The 19,935-nt window shown below is 61.0% G+C and carries 15 protein-coding genes; 9 read left to right on the top strand and 6 right to left on the bottom strand.

All coding sequences use genetic code 11. From position 1 onward, the window contains the following. The first annotated feature begins 28 nt into the window (after positions 1-28). Both ISN39_RS27250 and ISN39_RS27255 read left to right on the top strand, forming a co-directional pair. Positions 29-1,159, top strand: a complete 1,131-nt coding sequence (locus ISN39_RS27250) for a helix-turn-helix domain-containing protein (RefSeq protein ID WP_194731939.1) — start codon at positions 29-31, stop codon at positions 1,157-1,159. A 397-nt stretch (positions 1,160-1,556) separates the two neighbouring features. After that, entirely contained in the window at positions 1,557-1,778 is a 222-nt protein-coding gene (locus tag ISN39_RS27255) for a hypothetical protein (protein ID WP_022717815.1), read from the top strand. A 160-nt stretch (positions 1,779-1,938) separates the two neighbouring features. Here the strand turns inward: ISN39_RS27255 and ISN39_RS27260 are convergent, their stop codons facing one another. Beyond that, complete coding sequence (locus ISN39_RS27260; RefSeq protein ID WP_194731198.1) at positions 1,939-2,601, bottom strand: GntR family transcriptional regulator; 663 nt, start codon at positions 2,599-2,601, stop codon at positions 1,939-1,941. A 384-nt stretch (positions 2,602-2,985) separates the two neighbouring features. Between ISN39_RS27260 and ISN39_RS27265 the strand changes: the two genes are divergently transcribed. From ISN39_RS27265 to ISN39_RS27290, 6 genes are all read left to right on the top strand, one after another. After that, positions 2,986-4,251, top strand: a complete 1,266-nt coding sequence (locus tag ISN39_RS27265; protein ID WP_194731199.1) for an NRAMP family divalent metal transporter — start codon at positions 2,986-2,988, stop codon at positions 4,249-4,251. 11 nt (positions 4,252-4,262) lie between these two features. Then, positions 4,263-5,027, top strand: a complete 765-nt coding sequence (locus ISN39_RS27270) for a 5-oxoprolinase subunit PxpA (RefSeq protein WP_194731200.1) — start codon at positions 4,263-4,265, stop codon at positions 5,025-5,027. Positions 5,028-5,048: 21 nt separating this feature from the next. Continuing rightward, positions 5,049-5,855 carry a putative hydro-lyase gene (locus tag ISN39_RS27275; RefSeq protein ID WP_194731201.1) on the top strand — a complete coding sequence of 269 codons (807 nt, stop codon included), beginning with the start codon at positions 5,049-5,051 and terminating at the stop codon, positions 5,853-5,855. A gap of 7 nt (positions 5,856-5,862) precedes the next feature. Further along, a complete protein-coding gene (locus ISN39_RS27280) occupies positions 5,863-7,473 on the top strand; it encodes a 5-oxoprolinase/urea amidolyase family protein (RefSeq protein ID WP_194731202.1) in 1,611 nt (536 codons plus the stop codon). A gap of 27 nt (positions 7,474-7,500) precedes the next feature. After that, positions 7,501-9,246, top strand: coding sequence for a biotin carboxylase N-terminal domain-containing protein (locus ISN39_RS27285; protein WP_194731203.1), 1,746 nt, complete (start codon positions 7,501-7,503; stop codon positions 9,244-9,246). 274 nt (positions 9,247-9,520) lie between these two features. Beyond that, positions 9,521-10,615, top strand: a complete 1,095-nt coding sequence (locus ISN39_RS27290) for a diguanylate cyclase (protein WP_194731204.1) — start codon at positions 9,521-9,523, stop codon at positions 10,613-10,615. A gap of 52 nt (positions 10,616-10,667) precedes the next feature. On the opposite strand, the gene ISN39_RS27295 is transcribed toward ISN39_RS27290, so the two are convergent. The 5 genes from ISN39_RS27295 to bcsN are packed head-to-tail and all read right to left on the bottom strand — an operon-like array spanning position 10,668 to position 19,587. Next, positions 10,668-12,941 (bottom strand): cellulose synthase, encoded by a 2,274-nt coding sequence (locus tag ISN39_RS27295; protein WP_194731205.1) that lies wholly within the window; start codon positions 12,939-12,941, stop codon positions 10,668-10,670. Next, a complete protein-coding gene (locus ISN39_RS27300; protein ID WP_194731206.1) occupies positions 12,938-13,984 on the bottom strand; it encodes a glycosyl hydrolase family 8 in 1,047 nt (348 codons plus the stop codon). The genes ISN39_RS27295 and ISN39_RS27300 overlap by 4 nt, the downstream gene beginning before the upstream one ends. Then, positions 13,981-16,422 (bottom strand): cellulose biosynthesis cyclic di-GMP-binding regulatory protein BcsB, encoded by a 2,442-nt coding sequence (locus ISN39_RS27305; protein ID WP_194731207.1) that lies wholly within the window; start codon positions 16,420-16,422, stop codon positions 13,981-13,983. Before ISN39_RS27305 ends, ISN39_RS27300 begins: the two co-directional genes overlap by 4 nt. Then, positions 16,422-18,611, bottom strand: a complete 2,190-nt coding sequence (gene bcsA, locus ISN39_RS27310) for a UDP-forming cellulose synthase catalytic subunit (RefSeq protein ID WP_074073065.1) — start codon at positions 18,609-18,611, stop codon at positions 16,422-16,424. The genes ISN39_RS27305 and bcsA overlap by 1 nt, the downstream gene beginning before the upstream one ends. Before the next feature lie 52 nt (positions 18,612-18,663). Further along, positions 18,664-19,587 (bottom strand): cellulose biosynthesis protein BcsN, encoded by a 924-nt coding sequence (bcsN, locus tag ISN39_RS27315; protein WP_246763506.1) that lies wholly within the window; start codon positions 19,585-19,587, stop codon positions 18,664-18,666. On the opposite strand from bcsN, the gene ISN39_RS36835 reads away from it, so the two are divergent. After that, entirely contained in the window at positions 19,505-19,714 is a 210-nt protein-coding gene (locus tag ISN39_RS36835) for a hypothetical protein (RefSeq protein ID WP_246763522.1), read from the top strand. The genes bcsN and ISN39_RS36835 overlap by 83 nt on opposite strands. The last annotated feature ends 221 nt before the right edge of the window (positions 19,715-19,935 follow it).

The raw sequence follows: 19,935 nt of genomic DNA on the forward strand, positions 1-19,935 counted from the left end.
ATCCCCCGGTGCCGAAACCGAAAATGGCGTGCCGGGCGACGACACTGCGCCGGTAAAGGTCGAACGCCGTCGTTATCCGCGATCGGCACAACCAAGCAATGAAGAGCCTCCGGCTCCGCCAGCGTTGGAACCATTGCTGTTTTCCACGCGCGGGCTGGAACCGGCAGATCAATTTGCGGCCTGGCAGGCCTATGTCGCTCCCCTTATAGACATTCGGCGTCCGGATTGCCCATCGCAAGAAGCGGCGTTTATAGCCGATCATGCGGCGTGGAATCTCGGCGGCATGCTGGTCGTTCAACAAAGCACACCTGCCCACAGCTATATGCGATCGGAGGCAAAGGTGCGGTCAAACCTCATCGATCATTGGCACATTTCGGTCCTGCGCAACGGCCGGACATGGACGGAAGTTGATGGGCATGTCTCGGAGGGCGAGCCAGGAAAGGTGGAGCTGCGTTCTTTGGGCCATCCCTTTCGAGGCCGATCAACCGAGGCACGAGTCCTCTCGCTTTATTTGCCGCGCGAACTGCTTTTTGATGTTCCCGCCTCCAGCGAAATCAAAAACAATGTCGCCTTGTCCGGAACATACACCAAACTGCTGATCGAATATCTGGATGGTGTCGAGGCAAACCTTTCACGTCTGGCTGCAGTGGACCTTCCCTACGTGGTCCAGACCACACGTGATATGATTTTGACCTGCGTTTCAGCATCGGCTTCGAATATTGCTGTTCCGGAGCAACACAGCACCTTGGCTTTGATGGAGCGCGTGCGCCGCTTCGTCCAGCGCAATTTGAAGTCGCCCGATCTCACGACGGATCGAATATGCCGGGAACTCGGTGTTTCGCGCACCCGCCTCTATCAGGTGTTCGAGCCGGATGGCGGCGTTCATCACTATATTCAGCGCCGGCGGCTTTTGTCTGCTCACGCTGCCCTGAGTGACATCAGCAATCGGCAGCAAATCGTCGATATCGCCTTTGCTGTGGGCTTTTCTTCTGCTGCCCATTTCAGCCGGGCATTCAGTAAGGAGTTTGGTTACAGTCCGCGCGAGGCGAGAAATGTAGCCGTTCCGCTCTATCTTGGGCATGCTGTCGCACCAATGTCAGAAGTCGAGAGCGCTCATTCCTTCGACAAATGGCTAAAGATGCTCGGCCATAGCCGCTAGTCCCGGCCTGTTCGCCATCACAGCAGGCGATCTGCGGCATTGACGACCTCATTGCCGCACCGCCAAATGAACGAATGCTCCATTGTCCAGCCGTTGGCGACCGGTCCAAAGCAGCCCGGCGGCCTCCTCACGATGGCTTTTTACTGGTCGCCGCCTCGTCGCAGGACCGTGGGCATGTTTGCTTGACTGAATATCGTGGCCACTGAGGGTAAAATTCCGCATTGCCGATCGATGATTGCAAAAATGGACGCTGCTGCAAGTTTCGGGATGCGTGGCTAACGACACCCGACACTTAACTTATTAATAAAGAAGCATAATAGCAGTTCAGGCGAGAGAAACCGGGTACATGACGAATGTACTCTCCATGCAAATAGCGCAACCTCTAGGGGGCATATCAATGGAATTTACCCGTCCGACAATACAGATCAGCAACCCGCAACATGGCGCAAGTGATCCATATCGAGCCGTCGAGCGCGAGGAGGTCCTTGCAGCGGCATTTCAAGATTTCGTGCAAAGGGCCCTTGCTGCGGGGTGGAAGGAGCCGGAGGTCGCTTTGACCTTGGCCGACATCGCGGATGACTATGTGATGGCGCTCGCGCGAAGGGTTGCGGCAAATTAGTATTGAGTATCCGTTCGCGTTTCGCACAACAACAAGCGCGAGATGGTGCCAGCAATTCTTCGGCAAGCCCGCCGGCGCTGCTGCTTCGCGACGAAGCGGCTCGTCGGCGGCGTGCGTGGTCTGAGACCGTGGTATTAGCTGGGGGTTTCACATTCGCGGATCATTTGCCCGGATCGATCCGCGAGAAGGCGGCGAGAACTGTGCGCTCAGACTGCATCAGATACGCTTCGAGCGCTGTGCAAGCTTCGGCCGTCAATCCCGCCTCGAGCTTTTCGAGAATAGCGCCATTGAGGTCGACATAGGGCGCGTGCAACAATTCGGGATCGGCGAGAAGGCCAAAGCTGAGACGCAGCTCTGCGGCGATCTGCGCATAGAAAGCATTCAGGCGCTGACTGTCGGCAAGATCGACGATCGCCGCGTGAAAGACCATGTTTTCGCTGCCGACCATTGCCCAATCCTTGCGATCGCGCGCGATCCTGGCGCGCTCGACCGCTGAGCGCATGCGCACCACCGCCGGATGCTTGGGATAGGCCTTTGCAAGCGCCTGGCATTCGATCATGCGGCGCACACGGTATATGTCGATGATTGAGGCCATGCTCGGCGTGGCGACAAAGACGCCGCGATTGGGCTCGTGGCGCAAGAGATTTTCCTTGGTCAAGAGCCGGAAGGCTTCGCGCAGTGAGTTGCGCGACACATCCAGGCCGGCGCTGAGCGCTGCCTCAGACAGGCGCTGCCCCGGCTTCAATTCGCCCGCGATCAGCATGTCGCGGATCTCCTCCGCCAGACGCGGCGCAAGCGCCGATATGGTATCCTGTTCAGCCATCAAAGCCCCTTCTGCATGGAAATGGATGAAGCATCCGTCTCCTTGCGCATCGATATAGCGGTTCTCGCTCAATGGGAACCATGGGGCGAACGACACGGTCAATCGGGCCACTGCGGCAAACGTCAATCGGGCCAGTCAGACATATTTCTTAAGGGCACGAAAAGTGACAAGCGCGCGGGCGGGTGTTGCAAAAATTGGTTCTGAAGACTGGCCTTCGCTCATGAAATGAGCATATTGCTCAACACTTCAGCATTATAGTAGAACGATAAATCAGTATCGTTGAACAATCTTGACATCGTAAAGAAACGCGACGACGCTGGCTCGTGTCAAAACTCACATGGCCCGCCCGAGGAACTGTGGGAGGGCCGCATAAGGAGAGGGTTTATGGAACAGCTATCTATTTCATCCACAGACGGCGCATCGGCCGCATCGTCTGGCATGTCGCTCAAGTCGCGGCGCGCAGCACTAACGGCTGCGGTCTTCCTGATGGCTACCTCTGCCATTGGCCCGGGATTCATCACCCAGACGGCAACATTTACCACCAAACTCGGCGCGGCTTTCGCTTTTGCGATCCTCTCCTCGATTGTCATTGATTTCGTCGTGCAGCTGAACATCTGGCGAATCGTGACTCTGACGCGCATGCGTGCCTCCGATCTCGCCAATGCGGCAATCCCGGGCGCTGGCTATCTGCTTGCTGTTCTGGTGATCGTCGGCGGGTTATTCTTCAATATTGGCAATATCGGGGGCACGGGCCTTGGTATCAATGCGATGATCGGGCTTGATCCGAAGATCGGCGGCGCAATCAGCGCGGTTCTTTCGATCGCCATCTTCTTATCGAAGCGCGCCGGCATGGCCGTCGACCGCTTCATCATCTTCGCCGGTATCCTGATGATCGCATTGACGCTGTATGTGGCCATCGTATCGGCCCCGCCGGTTGGCGAAGCACTGTTCCAGACCTTTTTGCCGGCAACCGTCGATTTCGCCACGATCACCACTATCGTCGGCGGCACGGTCGGTGGCTACATCACCTATTCCGGGGCCCATCGCCTGCTCGACAAGGGCACGGTCGGCATCGAAAACCTCGGCGCCGTCAACCGCGCAGCGCTCACCGGCATCGCCGTCACCGGCGTCATGCGCTACGTCCTCTTTCTCGCTGTGCTCGGCGTAGTCGCCAGCGGTGTCGTAATCGATGTCTCAGGCAAGGGTGCCAATCCGGCCGCCCAAGCCTTTGAGGCCGCCGCCGGCGATGTGGGCATGCGCATCTTCGGCATTATCCTGTGGGCTGCCGCCATCACCTCGGTTATCGGCGCTGCCTATACGTCGGTTTCCTTCCTCACGATCTTCAAGCAGGACCTTAGTGAGAGAGCCCGCAATATCGCGACCGTGATCTTCATCGCGGTATCGCTGTTCTTCTATGTGATTATCACCACCCCGCCGGCTCAGATGCTGGTCTTCGTCGGCGGCCTGAACGGTCTCATTCTGCCGATCGGCCTGTCGATTTTCATCTATGCTGCCTGGGCTCGTTCTGACCTGATGGGTGGCTATCGCTATCCGCGCTGGCTGCTGGTGCTCGGCGTGCTGGCTTGCGTCCTCACCTGGTACATGGGCTACAAGTCAATCGGCCCAATCTTCGCGCTTCTGACCGCCTAAGGAGACCTGATATGACTGCCATCGATCTGAACAGCGATCTCGGCGAAAGCTATGGCGCATGGGGCATGGGCGACGACACCGCGATGCTCGCCCTCGTCTCCAGCGCCAATGTCGCCTGCGGCTTTCATGCCGGCGACCCGCTCGGTATTCTAAGAACCGTCAGGGCCGCAGCTGAAAAGGGCGTTTTGATCGGCGCGCATGTCTCCTATCCTGATCGCGTCGGCTTCGGCCGGCGCGACATGGATGTCGCAAGCCACGAACTGACCGCCGATGTCATCTATCAGATCGGCGCACTGAAGGGCATCGCAGCGGCAGCGGGTGTCACCGTCGGTTACGTCAAGCCGCACGGCGCTCTCTACAACCGCATCGCCCGCGACCCGAAGCAAGCCCAGGCAGTGATCGACGGCATCAAGGCGGTGGATCCCTCGTTGGTGCTGATGGGTCTTGCAAATACGCCAATTCTCAAGCTCGCCCGCGACTGCGGCTTGAAGGCCGTGGCGGAAGCCTTTGCCGACCGGGCCTATACGCCCGATGGCGACCTTGTCTCACGCCGTGAACCGGGTGCCGTCCTGCATGATCCCCAGCTGATCGCTCGCCGCATGCTGCAGCTTGCCCATGAAGGTACGCTCGAAGCGGTCGACGGCTCGACCATCAAGATCGACGCCCAGTCGATCTGCGTGCATGGAGACAGCCCCAGCGCTGTCTCCATCGCCAAGGAGATCCGCCGCGTCTTCGAAGTCGACGGGATTGCCGTCCGCTCCTTCCTGGCCGCCTGACCAACCTGCGAGAGACATGCAATGATCGCCATCGAACATCTTCGCCACATCAATGCTGGGCCGGCTCAAAAAGCCCGCGAACGCTATTGGGTAGGCAGCATCGAGCCGACTTCGGGCGTCGCGCCGGGCTTCACCCAGGCTAATATGATCGTGCTTCCGCGCGACTGGGCCTTCGATTTCCTGCTCTATGCGCAGCGCACTCCAAAGGCTTGTCCGGTGCTCGATGTCTCCGATCCGGGTTCGCATGCGACCCTGCTTGCGCCCGGCGCCGACCTTCGCACTGATCTGCCGCTCTATCGCATCTGGCGTGATGGAAAGCTCGCCGAAGAGACAGCGGATGCGACCGCAGCCTGGGCCGAATATCCCGACCTCGTCGGCTTCCTGATCGGCTGTAGCTTCACCTTCGAGACACCGATGGCGCAGGCCGGGATCGAGATCCGCCACATCACGGACAAGTCCAATGTGCCGATGTATCTGACCAACCGGCCTTGCCGGCCGGCCGGCCGCCTGCATGGGAACATGGTCGTGTCCATGCGGCCGATCCAAGCGTCGCGCGTGGCGGACGCCGCGACCATCTCGGGACGCTTCCCGGCAGTGCATCGCGCACCCGTGCATGTCGGCACGCCGGAAGCGATCGGCATCAAGGATCTCGCCGCGCCGGAATTCGGCGATCCGGTGCGCATCGAGCCGGGCGAGGTCCCGGTCTTCTGGGCCTGCGGCGTCACCCCGCAGACGGCCGTGATGGCCTCCCGTGTCCCCTTTGCGATCACCCATGCGCCGGGACACATGTTCATCACCGACATCCCCGATTCCGCGTATCACGCTTGAGGTTCCCATGCGTTTCCTGCCTGTCAGCCTGACAACCATGCTTGTCGAACTCGCCGATCTCGACGAGACGCTGGCGCTGTTTGCCTCGCTCAAAGCTGATCCGCTGGAAGGTATCGAGGACATGGTGCCTGCGGCCCGCACGCTGATGATCCGCTTGCGGCCGGAAAAGCTGACGCTGGAAAAGCTGGCCGGCGAGATCGCGACACGCGATCTGTCGATGCGCGCGGCACCCTCCGACAAGCTCGTCGAAATCCCCGTTTGCTACGATGGCGAGGACTTGGCAGATGTCGCGGACCTTACGGGCTTGTCTATCGAGGACGTCATCCGCCGCCATACCCACAGCGAATTCACCGTCGCTTTTTGCGGCTTTGCGCCCGGCTTCGGCTATCTCACCGGCGGCGATCCGGCACTGCAGGTGCCGCGCCGCCCGAGCCCGCGCACAAGGATCCCGGCCGGCTCGGTTGCTTTGGCCGGCGCCTTCAGCGGTGTCTATCCGCAGGCGAGCCCCGGCGGCTGGCAAATCGTCGGCACGACGCCAAAAAAGATGTGGGATCTATCGCGCGATCCGCCAGCACTTCTTCAGCCCGGCTACCGCGTGCACTTCTTCGATCTCAAAAAGAAAGCAGTCTCAACTACCAGGACCACGACCAAGACCCTGGTCGCCCGCCCACCAGTAGTCGCGTCGGACAGCCTTGCGCTCAAGGTTCGTGCCGCCCCCATCCCGGCACTGTTCCAGGACTTCGGCCGCTTCGGCAAGACCGGCCAGGGGGTCTCATCCTCCGGCGCGCTTGACCAGGGGGCACTCAAGGCGGCCAATCGCGTGGTCGGCAATCCGGCCGGCACGCCCTGCCTCGAAATCACGCTTGGCGGTTTTTCCTTCGAGGTTTCTGGCCGCACCGTCATGGCGCTCACCGGCGCGCCCTGCCCGATCAGCATCCGCGATGCAGCTGACCGCACGATTAGCGCCGGGACCTATCAGCCAATCTCGCTTGAACCGGGCGATGTCGTGACGCTCGGCCCTGCACCGAGAGGCATGCGCAGCTATCTCGCCGTCCGCGGCGGATTTGCCGTTAGGCCGATACTCGGCAGCGCTTCCACCGATACGCTGGCCGTTGTCGGTCCCGACCCTGTCGCCGCAGGCGCAGTGCTGGCCATCAACAATGATAGCTTGGCCCTAACCAGCGTTTCGCTTCATGAAGCGCCAGCCTTCGACCATCCGGCGGCGGACGAAACCATCACGCTCGACGTGATCATGGGGCCTCGCAGCGACTGGTTCACCGAGGCTGGTATCGCCGCCCTCTCCGGCCAACTCTGGCAGGTGACACCGCAGTCCAACCGCGTCGGCATCCGCCTTTCCGGCGATATTCCGTTGGAGCGCAAGGACAAGGCGGAATTGCCGAGCGAAGGTACGGCGACCGGCGCAATCCAGGTACCGCACAGCGGCCAGCCGGTCCTCTTCCTCGCCGACCATCCGCTGACTGGCGGCTATCCGGTCATCGGCACGGTCGCCGAATACCATCTCGATCTCGCCGGACAGATCCCGGTCGATGCCAAAATACGATTCCGGCCCGTGACGGCTTTCGCCGATATTCAGCCCGCCAAGGCTCGAGATCGGTGACGGCCAAAATCAAGTGAGGAGACATCCATGAAGAAAGTCCTGATCGCCAATCGCGGCGAGATCGCCGTGCGCATCATCCGGGCTTGTCACGATCACGGCCTGCAATCTGTCGCCGTCTATGCCGATCCAGACATGGACGCGCTCTTCGTCAAGCTGGCCGACGAAGCCCATGGGCTCGTCGGCGCCCGTCCGGACGAGACCTACCTCGACATCGACAAATTGATCAGCATTGCCAAGCGCTCCGGTGCAGATGCAGTGCATCCGGGCTATGGCTTTTTGTCCGAACGGGCCGAATTCGCCCGTGCGGTGATCGATGCTGGCCTCACCTGGATCGGGCCTGATCCGCATGTCATTGAGGCATTGGGCGACAAAGTCGAGGCCCGGCGGATCGCGACCAGCGTCGGCGCGCCGCTGGTTGCCGGTAGCGACGGCCCGGCCAAGTCGGCTGCCGAAGTCATCGCCTTTGCCGAAGAGCATGGGTTGCCCGTTGCCATTAAGGCTGCCCACGGCGGCGGCGGCCGTGGCCTGAAGGTCGCTTGGAGGATGGAGGAAGTAGCAGAGCTTTATGAATCTGCAGTCCGCGAGGCCAAGGCCGCCTTCGGCCGTGGCGAGTGTTTCCTCGAGCGCTTCCTCGACCGTCCGCGCCACGTAGAAGCGCAGGTGTTGGCCGACAAACACGGCAATGTGCTGGTGCTTGGCACGCGTGATTGCTCGCTGCAGCGGCGCAATCAGAAGCTCGTCGAGGAGGCCCCCGCCCCCTTCCTCAGCGACACCCAACGCCAATCGATCCACGATGCTGCGAAGAAGATCTGCGCTGCCGCCGGCTATTCTGGCGCGGGTACGGTCGAATTCCTGCTCGGTGGCGACGGCACGATCTCCTTCCTTGAAGTGAACACCCGTCTGCAAGTCGAGCATCCCGTAACCGAGGAGACAACCGGCATCGACCTCGTCATCGAACAGTTCCGTATCGCCGACGGCCTGCCCCTGCGCGTCACCGAGACGCCTGTCCCGCGTGGCCATTCGATCGAGTTCCGTATCAATGCCGAGGATCCAGGCCGAGGCTTCCTGCCAACGCCGGGTACAATCACCGTCTTCGACCCTCCCGCCGGGCCTGGCATCCGTGTTGACAGCGGCGTCGTCTCCGGCTCGACGGTGCCTGGTACCTTCGATTCACTCATGGCGAAACTGATCGTCACCGGCGCCACTCGCGACGAGGCGCTAAGACGCGCCCGCCGCGCGCTCCGAGAATTCAAGATCAACGGCATTGCGACGGTTCTGCCCTTCCATCGCGCCGCGATCGAGACGAAGGACTTTACGGGCGAAAGCGGCTTCAAGGTGCATACGCGCTGGATCGAGACCGATTTCGCCAATCGTCTTGAAGCGGAAGCCCGGCCAGAGCCGGTTGCCAATCCCCCGCTGGTCCGCACCCATGTGGAAATCGACGGCAGGCGCCATGAGATCGGCATTCCGGTCGCGCTTTTGGCCGGTCTCGGCGGGCTTGCAGGCCAAGACACCGGGCTGGCGATTGCTGCCAGGGCGGAAGACACCTCGAGCGTGACTACGCCGATCTCAGGTACGCTGCAGGCCTTCAAGGTCCAGGATGGCGCGGAAGTGGCGGCGGGTGACCTGATCGCGGTGATTGAAGCGATGAAGATGGAAACCCTGGTGACGGCATCGCGGGCCGGCAAGATCCGGATCAAGGCCCAAGCCGGCGCCTATCTGCAAGCCGGTGCCGAGATCGCCCGCTTCGAGACCCCACCGTCGGTTAGATAGACCCGACGAACAGAGCCGATATCGTCTGGCCGATCGGACGGTTGTCCAAAGGCAGAAGCAGGAAGGCTTAAGCGCATCCGGTAGGTGACTGGCTACTCCTGCCACGCCGGAGCAAAGGGCGGTCTCGCCGCCTACGCCAGCCGCGACCGGAGGCCAAAGCGCGCCTGTGGCACGTTCGACAGCGCGGCACCCTTGTCTTGTGCGTGAGGGCTGCCATCTATCGGTGATCATTTGGAATCACGTACCGGTGTCATCGGACATTTAACAGAAAAGCATGGAAATCAGCGAAATCGTCGCCGCTTACATACGTGTCTTGGCGTTGGCTGTCTTAGTCGTTTATGGCTATGCTTGGGTCATTCGCACCATCAGCCAAAGATTGATGAGGGGCGTTGCGGCGGGCCTTTTGTTTGGTCTCGGCGGCATTCTTTCGATGAACGATCCGATTGTGATGAGGCCGGGGCTTATCTATGACGCCCGATCCATTCTTCTGGTTCTCTCCCCCCTCTACGCAGGACCGATTGGCACCATCATTGCTGCAGCCATGATGGGGGCGCACCGTTTGGTTCTTGGCGGCGTCGGCGCGACGGGCGGCGCGGTGAGCGTCATCCTTGTGGCGCTTAGTGGTTACGCCAGCACGCTCATACCCCGTCACCGCATCGGCACCGGCTGGGGGAGATCGCTGCTGCTCGGCCTTGCGACCGTCTCTTCCTTCATCGTCCTTGTCTTTCTGCCTCCGGAGATCGCCAGGGACCTGTTTCTGCGCGCTGCGGCTCCCGTCATGCTTGCCAATATTCTCGGCGTCCTCCTCCTTGCCGATCTGCTTGAGCGCGAAAAGCAGCGAGTCCGGATGGTGCGCGTGCTTGAAAATGAGGCGAGCGTCGACCCGTTGACGAAGCTGCCAAATCGCCGCGTCTTTCAGCGGGCGGCCGACCGCTGCGCCGAGGAGGCGAGCAATCGCGGGCGGCCTTTCTCGATCGTTATGCTCGACGTCGACCACTTCAAAAAGATCAACGATACCTGGGGACACAATGTGGGAGACACCGTGCTCTCCCGGGTCGCCGACCTCATTCGCCGGACCGTGCGCAAGACCGATGTCGCGGCTCGCTACGGGGGCGAAGAGATCATCATTCTGCTTCCAGATACTGAAGAGGGCGACGCGTTAATCGTTGCCGAGAAGATCCGCCATGCAATCGAGTCAGAAGACTTGATCGTCGGTGTTACGGCAATCAAGGTTACCGTCAGCATCGGCGTCGCGGCTGTCGATTCTAGCGGCACTAATATTCGTGCAGCAATCGAGGCCGCAGACAGAGCGCTCTATCGCGCCAAGACAGCTGGCCGCAACCGCGTCGAACTGGCAACGGCTGCGTGAAAACGATGGTTCTGCCGGGGCGCCGGCAGCGGCGCTGCCAGCAAAATCGGGATCAGCCCGACGTCTCTGGGCGCGTGGCTCGCTTAAGGTCGGCCAGCCCTCTGTTGGCATCCTTACTGCCAGTGGCGGCGGCCGCATTGAATATCCGTGCGGCATCGCCATACATTTCGAGGTTCAGATAGCAATAGCCGCGCAACACCATGAGATCGATCGTCTCGCGTTTGATCTGAGCTCGCTGATCGAGATAGATCAGCGTCTCGCGATACCGCTTGGCGCCATAAGCGGCGAGTGCCCGGTCAGCGAGGATTGAAATCTGGAGTTCGGCGGCGCGCTCACGGCTCTGAGGCGCACGCGTTGCCGCAACGGCTGCATTGTTGGACAGCCCGACGCGCAGATAAGCGAGACTCTGTCCATAGGCGGCGTCTTCGCGCGTCTGCCGCGCAGACCCCTTCAAGGCTCTTTCGAAAGCGGCAACAGCTTCCATCGGACGATTGAGATCCATCAGGCACCAGCCGCGGCTGAGCGCGGCATCGGGGCTGAGGAGGCTCGCATCCGTCGTGGTCGAGCAGCCGCGCGGCTTGCGGGTGCCTTGCTGCACAGTCACTGTCTCCATTGCCGATCCTTCGGTTCGCACAGCCCGGCCCGGAGGCTCGGTTGCGCCTCCTCCGTCAGCCGGTTGAGCTGGCACAGCCGCACGCGCAAGCCTTTGTGGAAGCCGGGCGGACGTTTGAAGCGGTGCCTCGACGGAGGGCGCCGATAGCGATGCATCGTCAAGCGTGGCGATACGCTGCGAGCGGCCGGCCCAAAGCCGCTGGACCTCCGCGACCCCCGTGCGATCGTTCAGTTGCTCACGGGTGATGGCAAGACCATAGGCGGACGGTTCGTCGTCCGGTTTCCAGCGAAGCGCAGTTTCAAACCAGCGCGCTGCAGTTTGCGGCTGATTGAGCGAGCGTGCATACCAGCCGAATTGCTGCGCGGCCGGCACGTATTTCTGCGCAATGACCTCTTTTGCCATGCGACCAAGTACGTCTTCGCTTATATCGGCGGGCGGCTGCAAAGCCATCAGATTGGCAGCAGCGGCAAGATAGGTATCGGTGGCATCCTTGGAATCGCTGCGCCACCTGTACATGACATCCTCGGCCTCTTGAGGCGCCTTGCGGGCGACAAGCGCAAGTGCCATGCCCTGCGAAGCGGATGCCGAATCCTCCTTGGCACGGGCTGCGCGAAACCACTTCTCCGCCTCCGGCGCATTCTCGCGTCGCAGCTGATACCAGCCAAGCAAGAGCGCATCGGAGGCGAGCCCTTGGGTTTGCGCGAGACGCGCAACACGCGATACATAGTCTGCTTCGACATCAAGCTTCGGATCGGCGTTGCCTTCAGCGACGAAGCGGCGAGCGAGCTCGTCACGGATGCTATCGAACTCGCGCGCGCCGCTCACGGCAGGCTGCTCGAGGGCAAGCAGCCGCTGCATGGCCTGATAGGGCAGCAACGCCGAAGCCTTCTGGACGCTCGCAAGGCGCTCCTGCGGGTTCGTGCAGTACTTCAGGATGTAGCTGTAGGCATCTACGCTGCGCGCTTCCCTTCCTGTATGGACAAAGGCTTCGGCGACGCGCCACAAGACATCTATATCGCTGCAGGTCAGAAGGCTCGGGGTCGCAGCGCCGATCTCGATGACTGTTGTGTACTGTTTGAGGTCGGACGCATTCACAAGCCGCGCCCGGGCTTCTGCGACATCCAGGCGATCGAGGAGGTCAGCGGGCGGCTGCCAGCCGGTATCCGCCGTGCGGCGGTCGGCGATAGCTTTGCGAAGCTCTGCATAACGCCCCTCCGCATAAAGCTGCCACATGGTTTCGAGCTGCTTATCGCCGCTTTGCGGCACGGCCAGCGGATCGGCGGGCGGCACCCAGTTCGGATAAAGCGCTTGGAGACGGGAGATTTCGGCCTGCAGGCGAACCTTGTCGCCGCGGTTTGCAAAATACCGCAGCGCGCTTTCGTCGACCTTCGGCTGAGCTGCCGGTTGCTGCCCTGCCGACTGTTGGGCCGGCCGCTCCTTCTCGGCAGGCTGCGGCTGAGCCGGGGGGGCAGGCGCCTGGGGAGGTTGAGGCGCCTGTGCCGTCAGCACCGGTGCCGCCTCCTGAAGACGGTCGGCGACCGCCTGGACGTCGATCGGCTGGCTGCTGGGCGTGTCCGGTTGCACCAGGCGGTCGGTCTGCAGGTTCGAGCGTCCGATGCCGAATTTCTCCACCAGTGCGGCACGGTCCTTCACCCCGGTTATTACGATGGCCACCACCGCTGCAGCCGATAATGCGATGAGGGACGACTTCACAGACACTCCGGATGTTTCTTCACGACGAGGGCCAGCCCGAGCAGCTGGAGCGTGGACGGATAATAGAGCGCAGGCGAAAACTGCCGGGCAGTCGGGGGCAGTTTCTTGCCGTTGACCACACAGGCCACAACATCGTTAACAATTCGATAACCTGGGTCAGCAAGCACCGTCTTCACGCCACCCGTGGCAAGGTCGATTGTCGCCGGAGCACCATTTGCGGTCATTCCATGTTGCAGCCTGGAAAGCAGGACCTTGTCGGTAATCCCTGCCCTTGCGAGATAAAGCGGGATACGAACAGCGTTGTAGGCGAATTCCGCATCGAAACCCTCGGCTGGTGCCGGCCGGCGGGCAAGGCTTACCCATTCAGCAGGCAGTTTGCGCGGGCCGAATTGCAGGGATTTCAGGAGTGCAAGGCCGTCATCGGAAAGCTTTTGCCACCGGTCTGACGGCGCAAGCAGCGCCATCACCGGGATCGCCTCGAAGATCCAGTAGGAGGGGTTGACCACCGGCCCATCTACCCGGCTGGGCGGTGTAAAACCTTCGACGCCGGGCAAGAGCAGCGTGCGGCCACCGGCCTCCACCACTGCTTCGGAAAGGAGCGCTTGGGCCATTCTGGCAGCGGCTTCGATATAATCGCTCCTGTTCCAGGAGGTGCCAGCGAGCGCAAGCGCATAGGCAATCAGCATGTCGCCGTCCGAGGCGTTGTTGGTGTCCGTCACATGCGGTTTGGCTGAAGGGTCCCATTTCCATACAGCAAGTCCATCATCGCGCAGCAGGAGTTCCGTGCGGGTGAAATACCATATCTGCTCGAAATCGGCGGGGCTGTTGGCGAGGTAGGCAAGCAACAGACCGTAACCCTGGCCCTCGCTGTGGCTGATGTTGCCGTTGCCGTTGTCGATGACACGGCCGCTCGGATCGAGAAACTGCAGCTTGTAGGCGGCCCACGTCTTTCGATCGACGAGCACCTGTTGGGCCTGAAGGGGTTCGACGGCAATCGCAAAAGCGAGTGCACCAGCCAGCACCGTTGCCACGATCCTCTTCATTTGCCCCTGCCCAATCTGCTCAGCATGCCCGAGGTCGCCATGCCGAGGAGAATCGAAAGAACGACAAGCAGAAAGGCGTAGGAGAGGATATTGGTCGAGAGCCAGTTTGCGGCGATCAGCCTAAAGTTCGCAAGCGACCAAGGCTGCGAGGGCACGAAGTCGAAACGCGAGACCGGCACGGTTTCGATCTCACCGGTCTTGCCGGAATAGGTGGTGATGTGTCCGGAAATCTGCGGCCAGTTGCGCTGCTCCGTCACAGCATCGATACCCTCGCGCAGGTCCTTTGCCGAGGGCGCGGTTACGACTGTCCAGGCCCCGGCGCCGGTTGGGCTGGCGCCTTGCGCAACCATGAGGCTCGCCACATTGGACGGCGTGAAAACGGCTTCTGCTCTCGGTACAAATTGCAGCGAACTCAGCGAGATGTCGAAGTTCTTGCGCAGCCACTCCTGGAACGCCGTGACCTGACCGCGCCATGCGCCGCTGCTCACCTTCGAGCGCCATTGGTCGAAAGCGGAATTGGTGTCCGGCTGGACCACCTGCGTATCCGGTACCGGGCGCCAAGTGGCCTGGCTTGCCGTGGAGATATTCAGTTGGGACAAGACCGCCGCCGGCAATTGCGAGATGGAACCGATGAATAGGGCGTCCTGATCACCGATCGTGCCTGGCGAAGCCGTCGGCTCTATGTTCATGGGGCGTCCGGAGACAGCTGCCATCTGGCCAAGCAGCGTGGCCGCGGCAGAAAGTGTGTCGGCATCGATGCGGTCTATGAAGAGCGGCATCGGACCGGCAAGCCGTCCATAGGGGTAGGCGGTACCGGCCATGGCGGCAAGATTGGGACGCTGCCCGACGCGGGCGAAATCCGGCATGCGAAACTCAGTCGTATCGAACAAGGCAAAGCGCGACGTGGTCGAGGCGGTCGCACCGGGCACACATATGTTGTCATCGCTCGTCGTGAGGATTGCTTCAAGACTCAGCGAGTTGAGGCCCGGCTTGAAGTGGCGCATGGCCACGCGGATCGGCAGATGACGGAGGATGCCGCCGCCGGTTCCGGTAATCGGCATCGTCGAGGCGATATTGCCGTTGACATAGATGTCGATATGGCTGCCGGGAAGGACGCTGCCGGTATATGCCGCGTCCAGCAGAACCGTCGCTTCTCCATAGGCATTCGCATAGAAGTCGGAAGGAACCGCGACATTGAAGTTCGTACGAAAACGCCGACCGGAAAACTCTGTCGTCTTCACGCCCAGATCGGCAAATGTAAGCCGCGTGTCTTGAAGTATCAACGGTGCGTTTGGCGCGCTCCAGCGCTCGGTGGTCAGCGCATCGCGCCTGATGCCCGGGGCACGATCAGTTGGGGAGACGATGGTATCGATAGCCGAGGAGATTGCTTGCCACGAAGGGCCACTGATCAGAAGCACGGGCGAGCCAGTGCGCGGGTCGGTGACGAATGTCGCGAGCGCTGCGGACTGAGCCGCCGGTGGCAGGTCTGGAAAATAGGGCTGCAACTCGGAAGTCGTGCCGACGAGAACGGTAAGCTTGCCGGGTCCGGCTGCCGGCAGCGTGTCGACGCTGAAGGAGATGGATTGGTTCGGCATACCACTCAGCACCGAGAGCCCCTGTGCGAGGCGAAGTAGCGGCTTCGTCGTGCCAGGCTGCTCAAGGGCTGGAACGAGGAGGTCGAATTCCGTTCTACCGGACCCGTCGACGCCGACCGCACGGATGGCATCCGTGCTTGACAACTTTGCAGCTTCTTGCCCTTCGAAGCTCAGATGGGTCTGCGCAGGATCGATATTGGACCATAGCTCATAAGTCGACTGGATCGTGCAATCCGTGCGGTGGCGCTGGCTTGCCTCGAAGGTCAAAAGGTTTGCGCCGGGCTGTAACAGACCACGCGGAACATCGAAGCTGACTTGGGAGGGTGTGTCGGGTGAGCCGATCTGCTTTTGACCGATCGGACGGTTGTTGATGAGCACGGTGATCTGCGAGGCTTCCGGCGCAACGACGATGGAATTTTGGTAGGCGAAATTGAATTTTGCTGGCGCGGCTGCCTGTTCTGGAGTGAGGTAGACGCTCCACGACTTTCGGTCGTATTCGCCCTCCAGACCGAATTTGTCGAAGGGAACGACGTAGCGGCGCATACCGCCTGTCGTCTCCGCCGGGGTGCCGGCAGGCTGGACGGTTTGCGGCCGAGCGGAATTTGCAGAGCCGGGAAAAGATGGGGAAGGTTTCGGCGGAGCGGCAGGGACGGACGGTGCGTCTGGAACTGTAACAGGCGGTGTCACCGTTGGGGCAGGCAACGTCAGGCGCGGCACCATGGGATGAAGACCGGCCGGGCGCTCAGGCGACATGTCAAAGGGCGCGGGCACCAGTGCAGTCTGAGCCGAGGTAAGCGCCGAGGTGCTGATAAGAAACAGTGCAGCGGCAAGACCCGTCCTCATCAGCCGTTCGCCTTTGCCATCTGCTGCTGCGCTTCGCGCTCCGGCCGCATGCTGCGGAAGAAATAAATGAGCCCGCGGCTTGTCTGATAGAGCGATAGACCAAGAAACCAGATGGTACCGCGGATGAGGCCCGGATTGCGGCGGCGCGATTCCTGAAATTGCGCCCATTGATCGGAATTGGCAAAGATCAAATCGGCGATCAGGCGATGATCAAGCGCGCTCTTCGGGATATACTGGCAGCCGACGGCCATGATATCGCCGTCCTGTTCCATGTTGCGAACGATGAGCGGCAGAGTTTCGAGGTCAGCACCGCTGTAAGGGCGGAAGCGGATTTCGCCTTCGGCGCCGATCGTCATCGGGTCCAACTGCTTGTTGAAGACATGGAGACGCGCTCCGTGGACCGAGACGTCCTCGATCGAGGCGGTATGCCATTTGCCGTTGACGCCGAATTCGCAGCGCCGATTGACGCGCACACGCCGCGAAGCGGCACGCTCGCCGCGCTCCGACACCACGCCAAGCGCACAGCCTGCCATGATGAGATTGATAAGGTTCCACCCGCCGACAACGAGCGTCACATCCGCCTTGTAGGGCTCGGCATAGATGCGATAGATCGTAATGGCGAGCGCAATGATCTGCACGGCAAATATAACGAAAAAGGGCCTGCTGATTTCCGAAAGGCGGCTGACCGAAATCGATTCGTCCTTTGCCGTGACCTTGAAGGTTGGTTTTCGTGGATTGATCATGACGGAAATGACGGCAGGCAAAAGGTGGACCGTCTGCACATACTCGTAAAGTTCCGATATCCACGGCCAGCGGAACGAACCATAAAGATAGTTCTGCATCATCAGGTTCACGAGCATATAGGCAAGCGTATAGGCCAGAAACTCGCCGCCGGAGGCTGTGAAAATTTCAAGGTCGAAGAACAGATAAAAGAGCGGCGCGAACAGGAAGATTGTACGCGGGAACGGGAAGAGCCAGAACAGCGTCGAGGACATGTAACAAAGGCGCTGCGGAATCGACAGGCCGCGCTTTAAGAGCGGAAACCGAAAGCGCAGGATCTGCATCATGCCTTGCGCCCAGCGGCTGCGTTGGCCGATGAAACTTGCGAAGGTGGCGGGCTGCAGACCGGCGATCAGCGGCTTGTCGACATAAATGCTATTCCAGCCTGCGCCGTGCAACGCCAATGCGGTCTCACAGTCTTCAGTGATGCTGATGCCGCTAAAGCCATTGGTGGATTGCAGCGCGCGACGGCTGAGAACTGCGGCCGAACCACAGAAGAAGGCAGCGTTCCATTTGTCGAGGCCCCGCTGGATGATGCCGTAAAACATCTCATTTTCGCTCGGCATCCTGTCGAAAGTGCGCAAATTGCGCTCCAGCGGATCTGGATTGATGAAAAAGTGCGGCGTTTGCACGAGGAAGAGCTTCGGGTCGTCGTCGAAATAGCCGACCGTCTCGCGCAGGAAGTCCCGGGCGGGCGCGTGGTCAGCGTCGAAGACGGCGATGAGCTCGCCCGTCGAATGCTGCATGCCGTTGTTGAGATTGCCTGCCTTGGCATGTTCATTGCGGTCGCGCGTCAGGTAATTGACGCTGAGTGCCTCGCAGAGCTGCCTCAGTTCATTGTGCCGCGCAATGGCAGCCTGGGCTTCGAGCAGCTTGTTGGAATTGCGTTTTTGCAGCGTGCCGCCATCATCCAGCAGCCAGACATGCAGTTTATCGGCCGGATAATCGATTGCTTTTGCGGCGGCGAGCGTATTGCCGAGGAGATGGGCGTCTTCGTTATAGGTGGGCACGAACACGTCGACATGCGGGAACCGCTCTTGCTTGACAGGGCGCGACCGGCGCGGCGGAAGTGGGGTCGCGACGATGAAGAGGCTGAGCGCCAGCATGGCGATGCTGTACATTTCGGCGAGATAGAGCAGCAGCCCGGGAATGAAGTTTTCAAGCTGGTTGACGGGCGGCAGCGTACTCGTCGTGCGCCAATAGGCATAACGCAGAACGACGGCAGTGCCGAAGGCAAGCGCGATCAGGCGCCATGTGCCCTCCCCCTTCAGGATCTTGATCATCGCCATGATCGTGACGACGGTGATACTGGCAATAAGCTGAGTCTGCAGGTTCACCGGCAAGGTGATCAATACGAAGACGCAGAGCGAGACGATCGCCCAGGTGAAGATGCTTCGAGCCTTATGCATCGACGTCCCTTCAAAAGCATGGCCGGGCATTGCGGCGCCGGCTATGCGTTTCCTATCTTCGGCACGCGGCCGTCATGGCCGCATCGCCTATGCAGTCGGGGGAAGGCACGGTGATGCCACCTGCCCTCGCCGCTTGTTGAACCGAGCCCGGCGCCGGCATCGGCTGGGTATTGGCCGCTGGCGTTTCGAAAGCTGGGTCCGGCAGCGGTACACGCACCCCGATCGGCGCCGGCATGGGCGCTGTCACCGGCGCCTTCACTTGACGTGGCTGACGGCGGAGGGCCGGGGCCGGTTCGTAGCCGATTTCAATGGCGCTAGTGCGGTGGCCACCGTCATCCGGGTAAACAGGGCTGCCGACGCGGCCGAGAACCTCATCGGCGCCTTTTACCTCGCCGTAAGGATTCCATATCTCGCCGTTCAGCGTGCCGGTGACCGTATAGCCATACATAACGCTTAAGAGCTGACGCTCGCTGGCGCGCGCGTCGCAAAGGCGAAGCCGCACCTGGATCATCCCGAAATTGCGCGCTTGCGTATGTGCCGCCTGGCTCGATCGGATCTGCTGCCAGCCATAAAGGCAGGTATCGCCTGCGCGGCTGCGCCCCGAGGCATAGGCGAACGACCCATAGCTGTTTTGCAGGAAGGTGTTGTTCCTCGCCATCGCAACGCCCGGCGCAGCCGCGAATGCTTCGCGAAAAATCCCCCTCTCGCTGATCATCTTGTAGGAGGCGCCTCCCGCTCCCGGATTGGACCCACTTGCCCCATAGAATTGCACTTTCAGGAAATTCTGCCCCGGCACGGAAGAGGACGTATAGAGTGAAAGCATCTGCTCCACGCCGTTGCCGCGCCTGGTTTCGACGACACTCACGATGGCCGGGCCACCGGGGGGCGGAAGAATGAGCGCCTTTTCGCTGGCCACCGTCTCGGGCTCCGAGGGCTGCCTGACGCTGCCGTTCGTCGACGCACAGCCGGCCAACAAGGCCGCCGCGACCACCGATATCAACCCCAGCAAGCGCATTTTGGGTGCCGCCGCAAAATCGTCTTTCCAGATATCCATCGGCACTTCGCGCAATGGATGTTCGAATCAACGACCGACCGGCCGTTAACGAGGAATAAACGGCGGATATGGTTAATCAAACGTTAAAATCGAGCGCCCTCGCGACAGTCAACCGGCCGCAATGACGCAGCAAGCTCCATAATCGCCCCTTGCGTCTTCTCATGTTGCGACGCGCCCGTTCCGTGCCGCCCGGTGAGATTGATCCTCAACACCTGACCGCGAAGATCTCAGCATTTTCGCCGCTCAACGCGCCGCTACGGTCCAAAGTTG

The sequence above is a fragment of the Rhizobium sp. 007 genome (genome assembly GCF_015353075.1).
GTDB lineage: Bacteria > Pseudomonadota > Alphaproteobacteria > Rhizobiales > Rhizobiaceae > Rhizobium.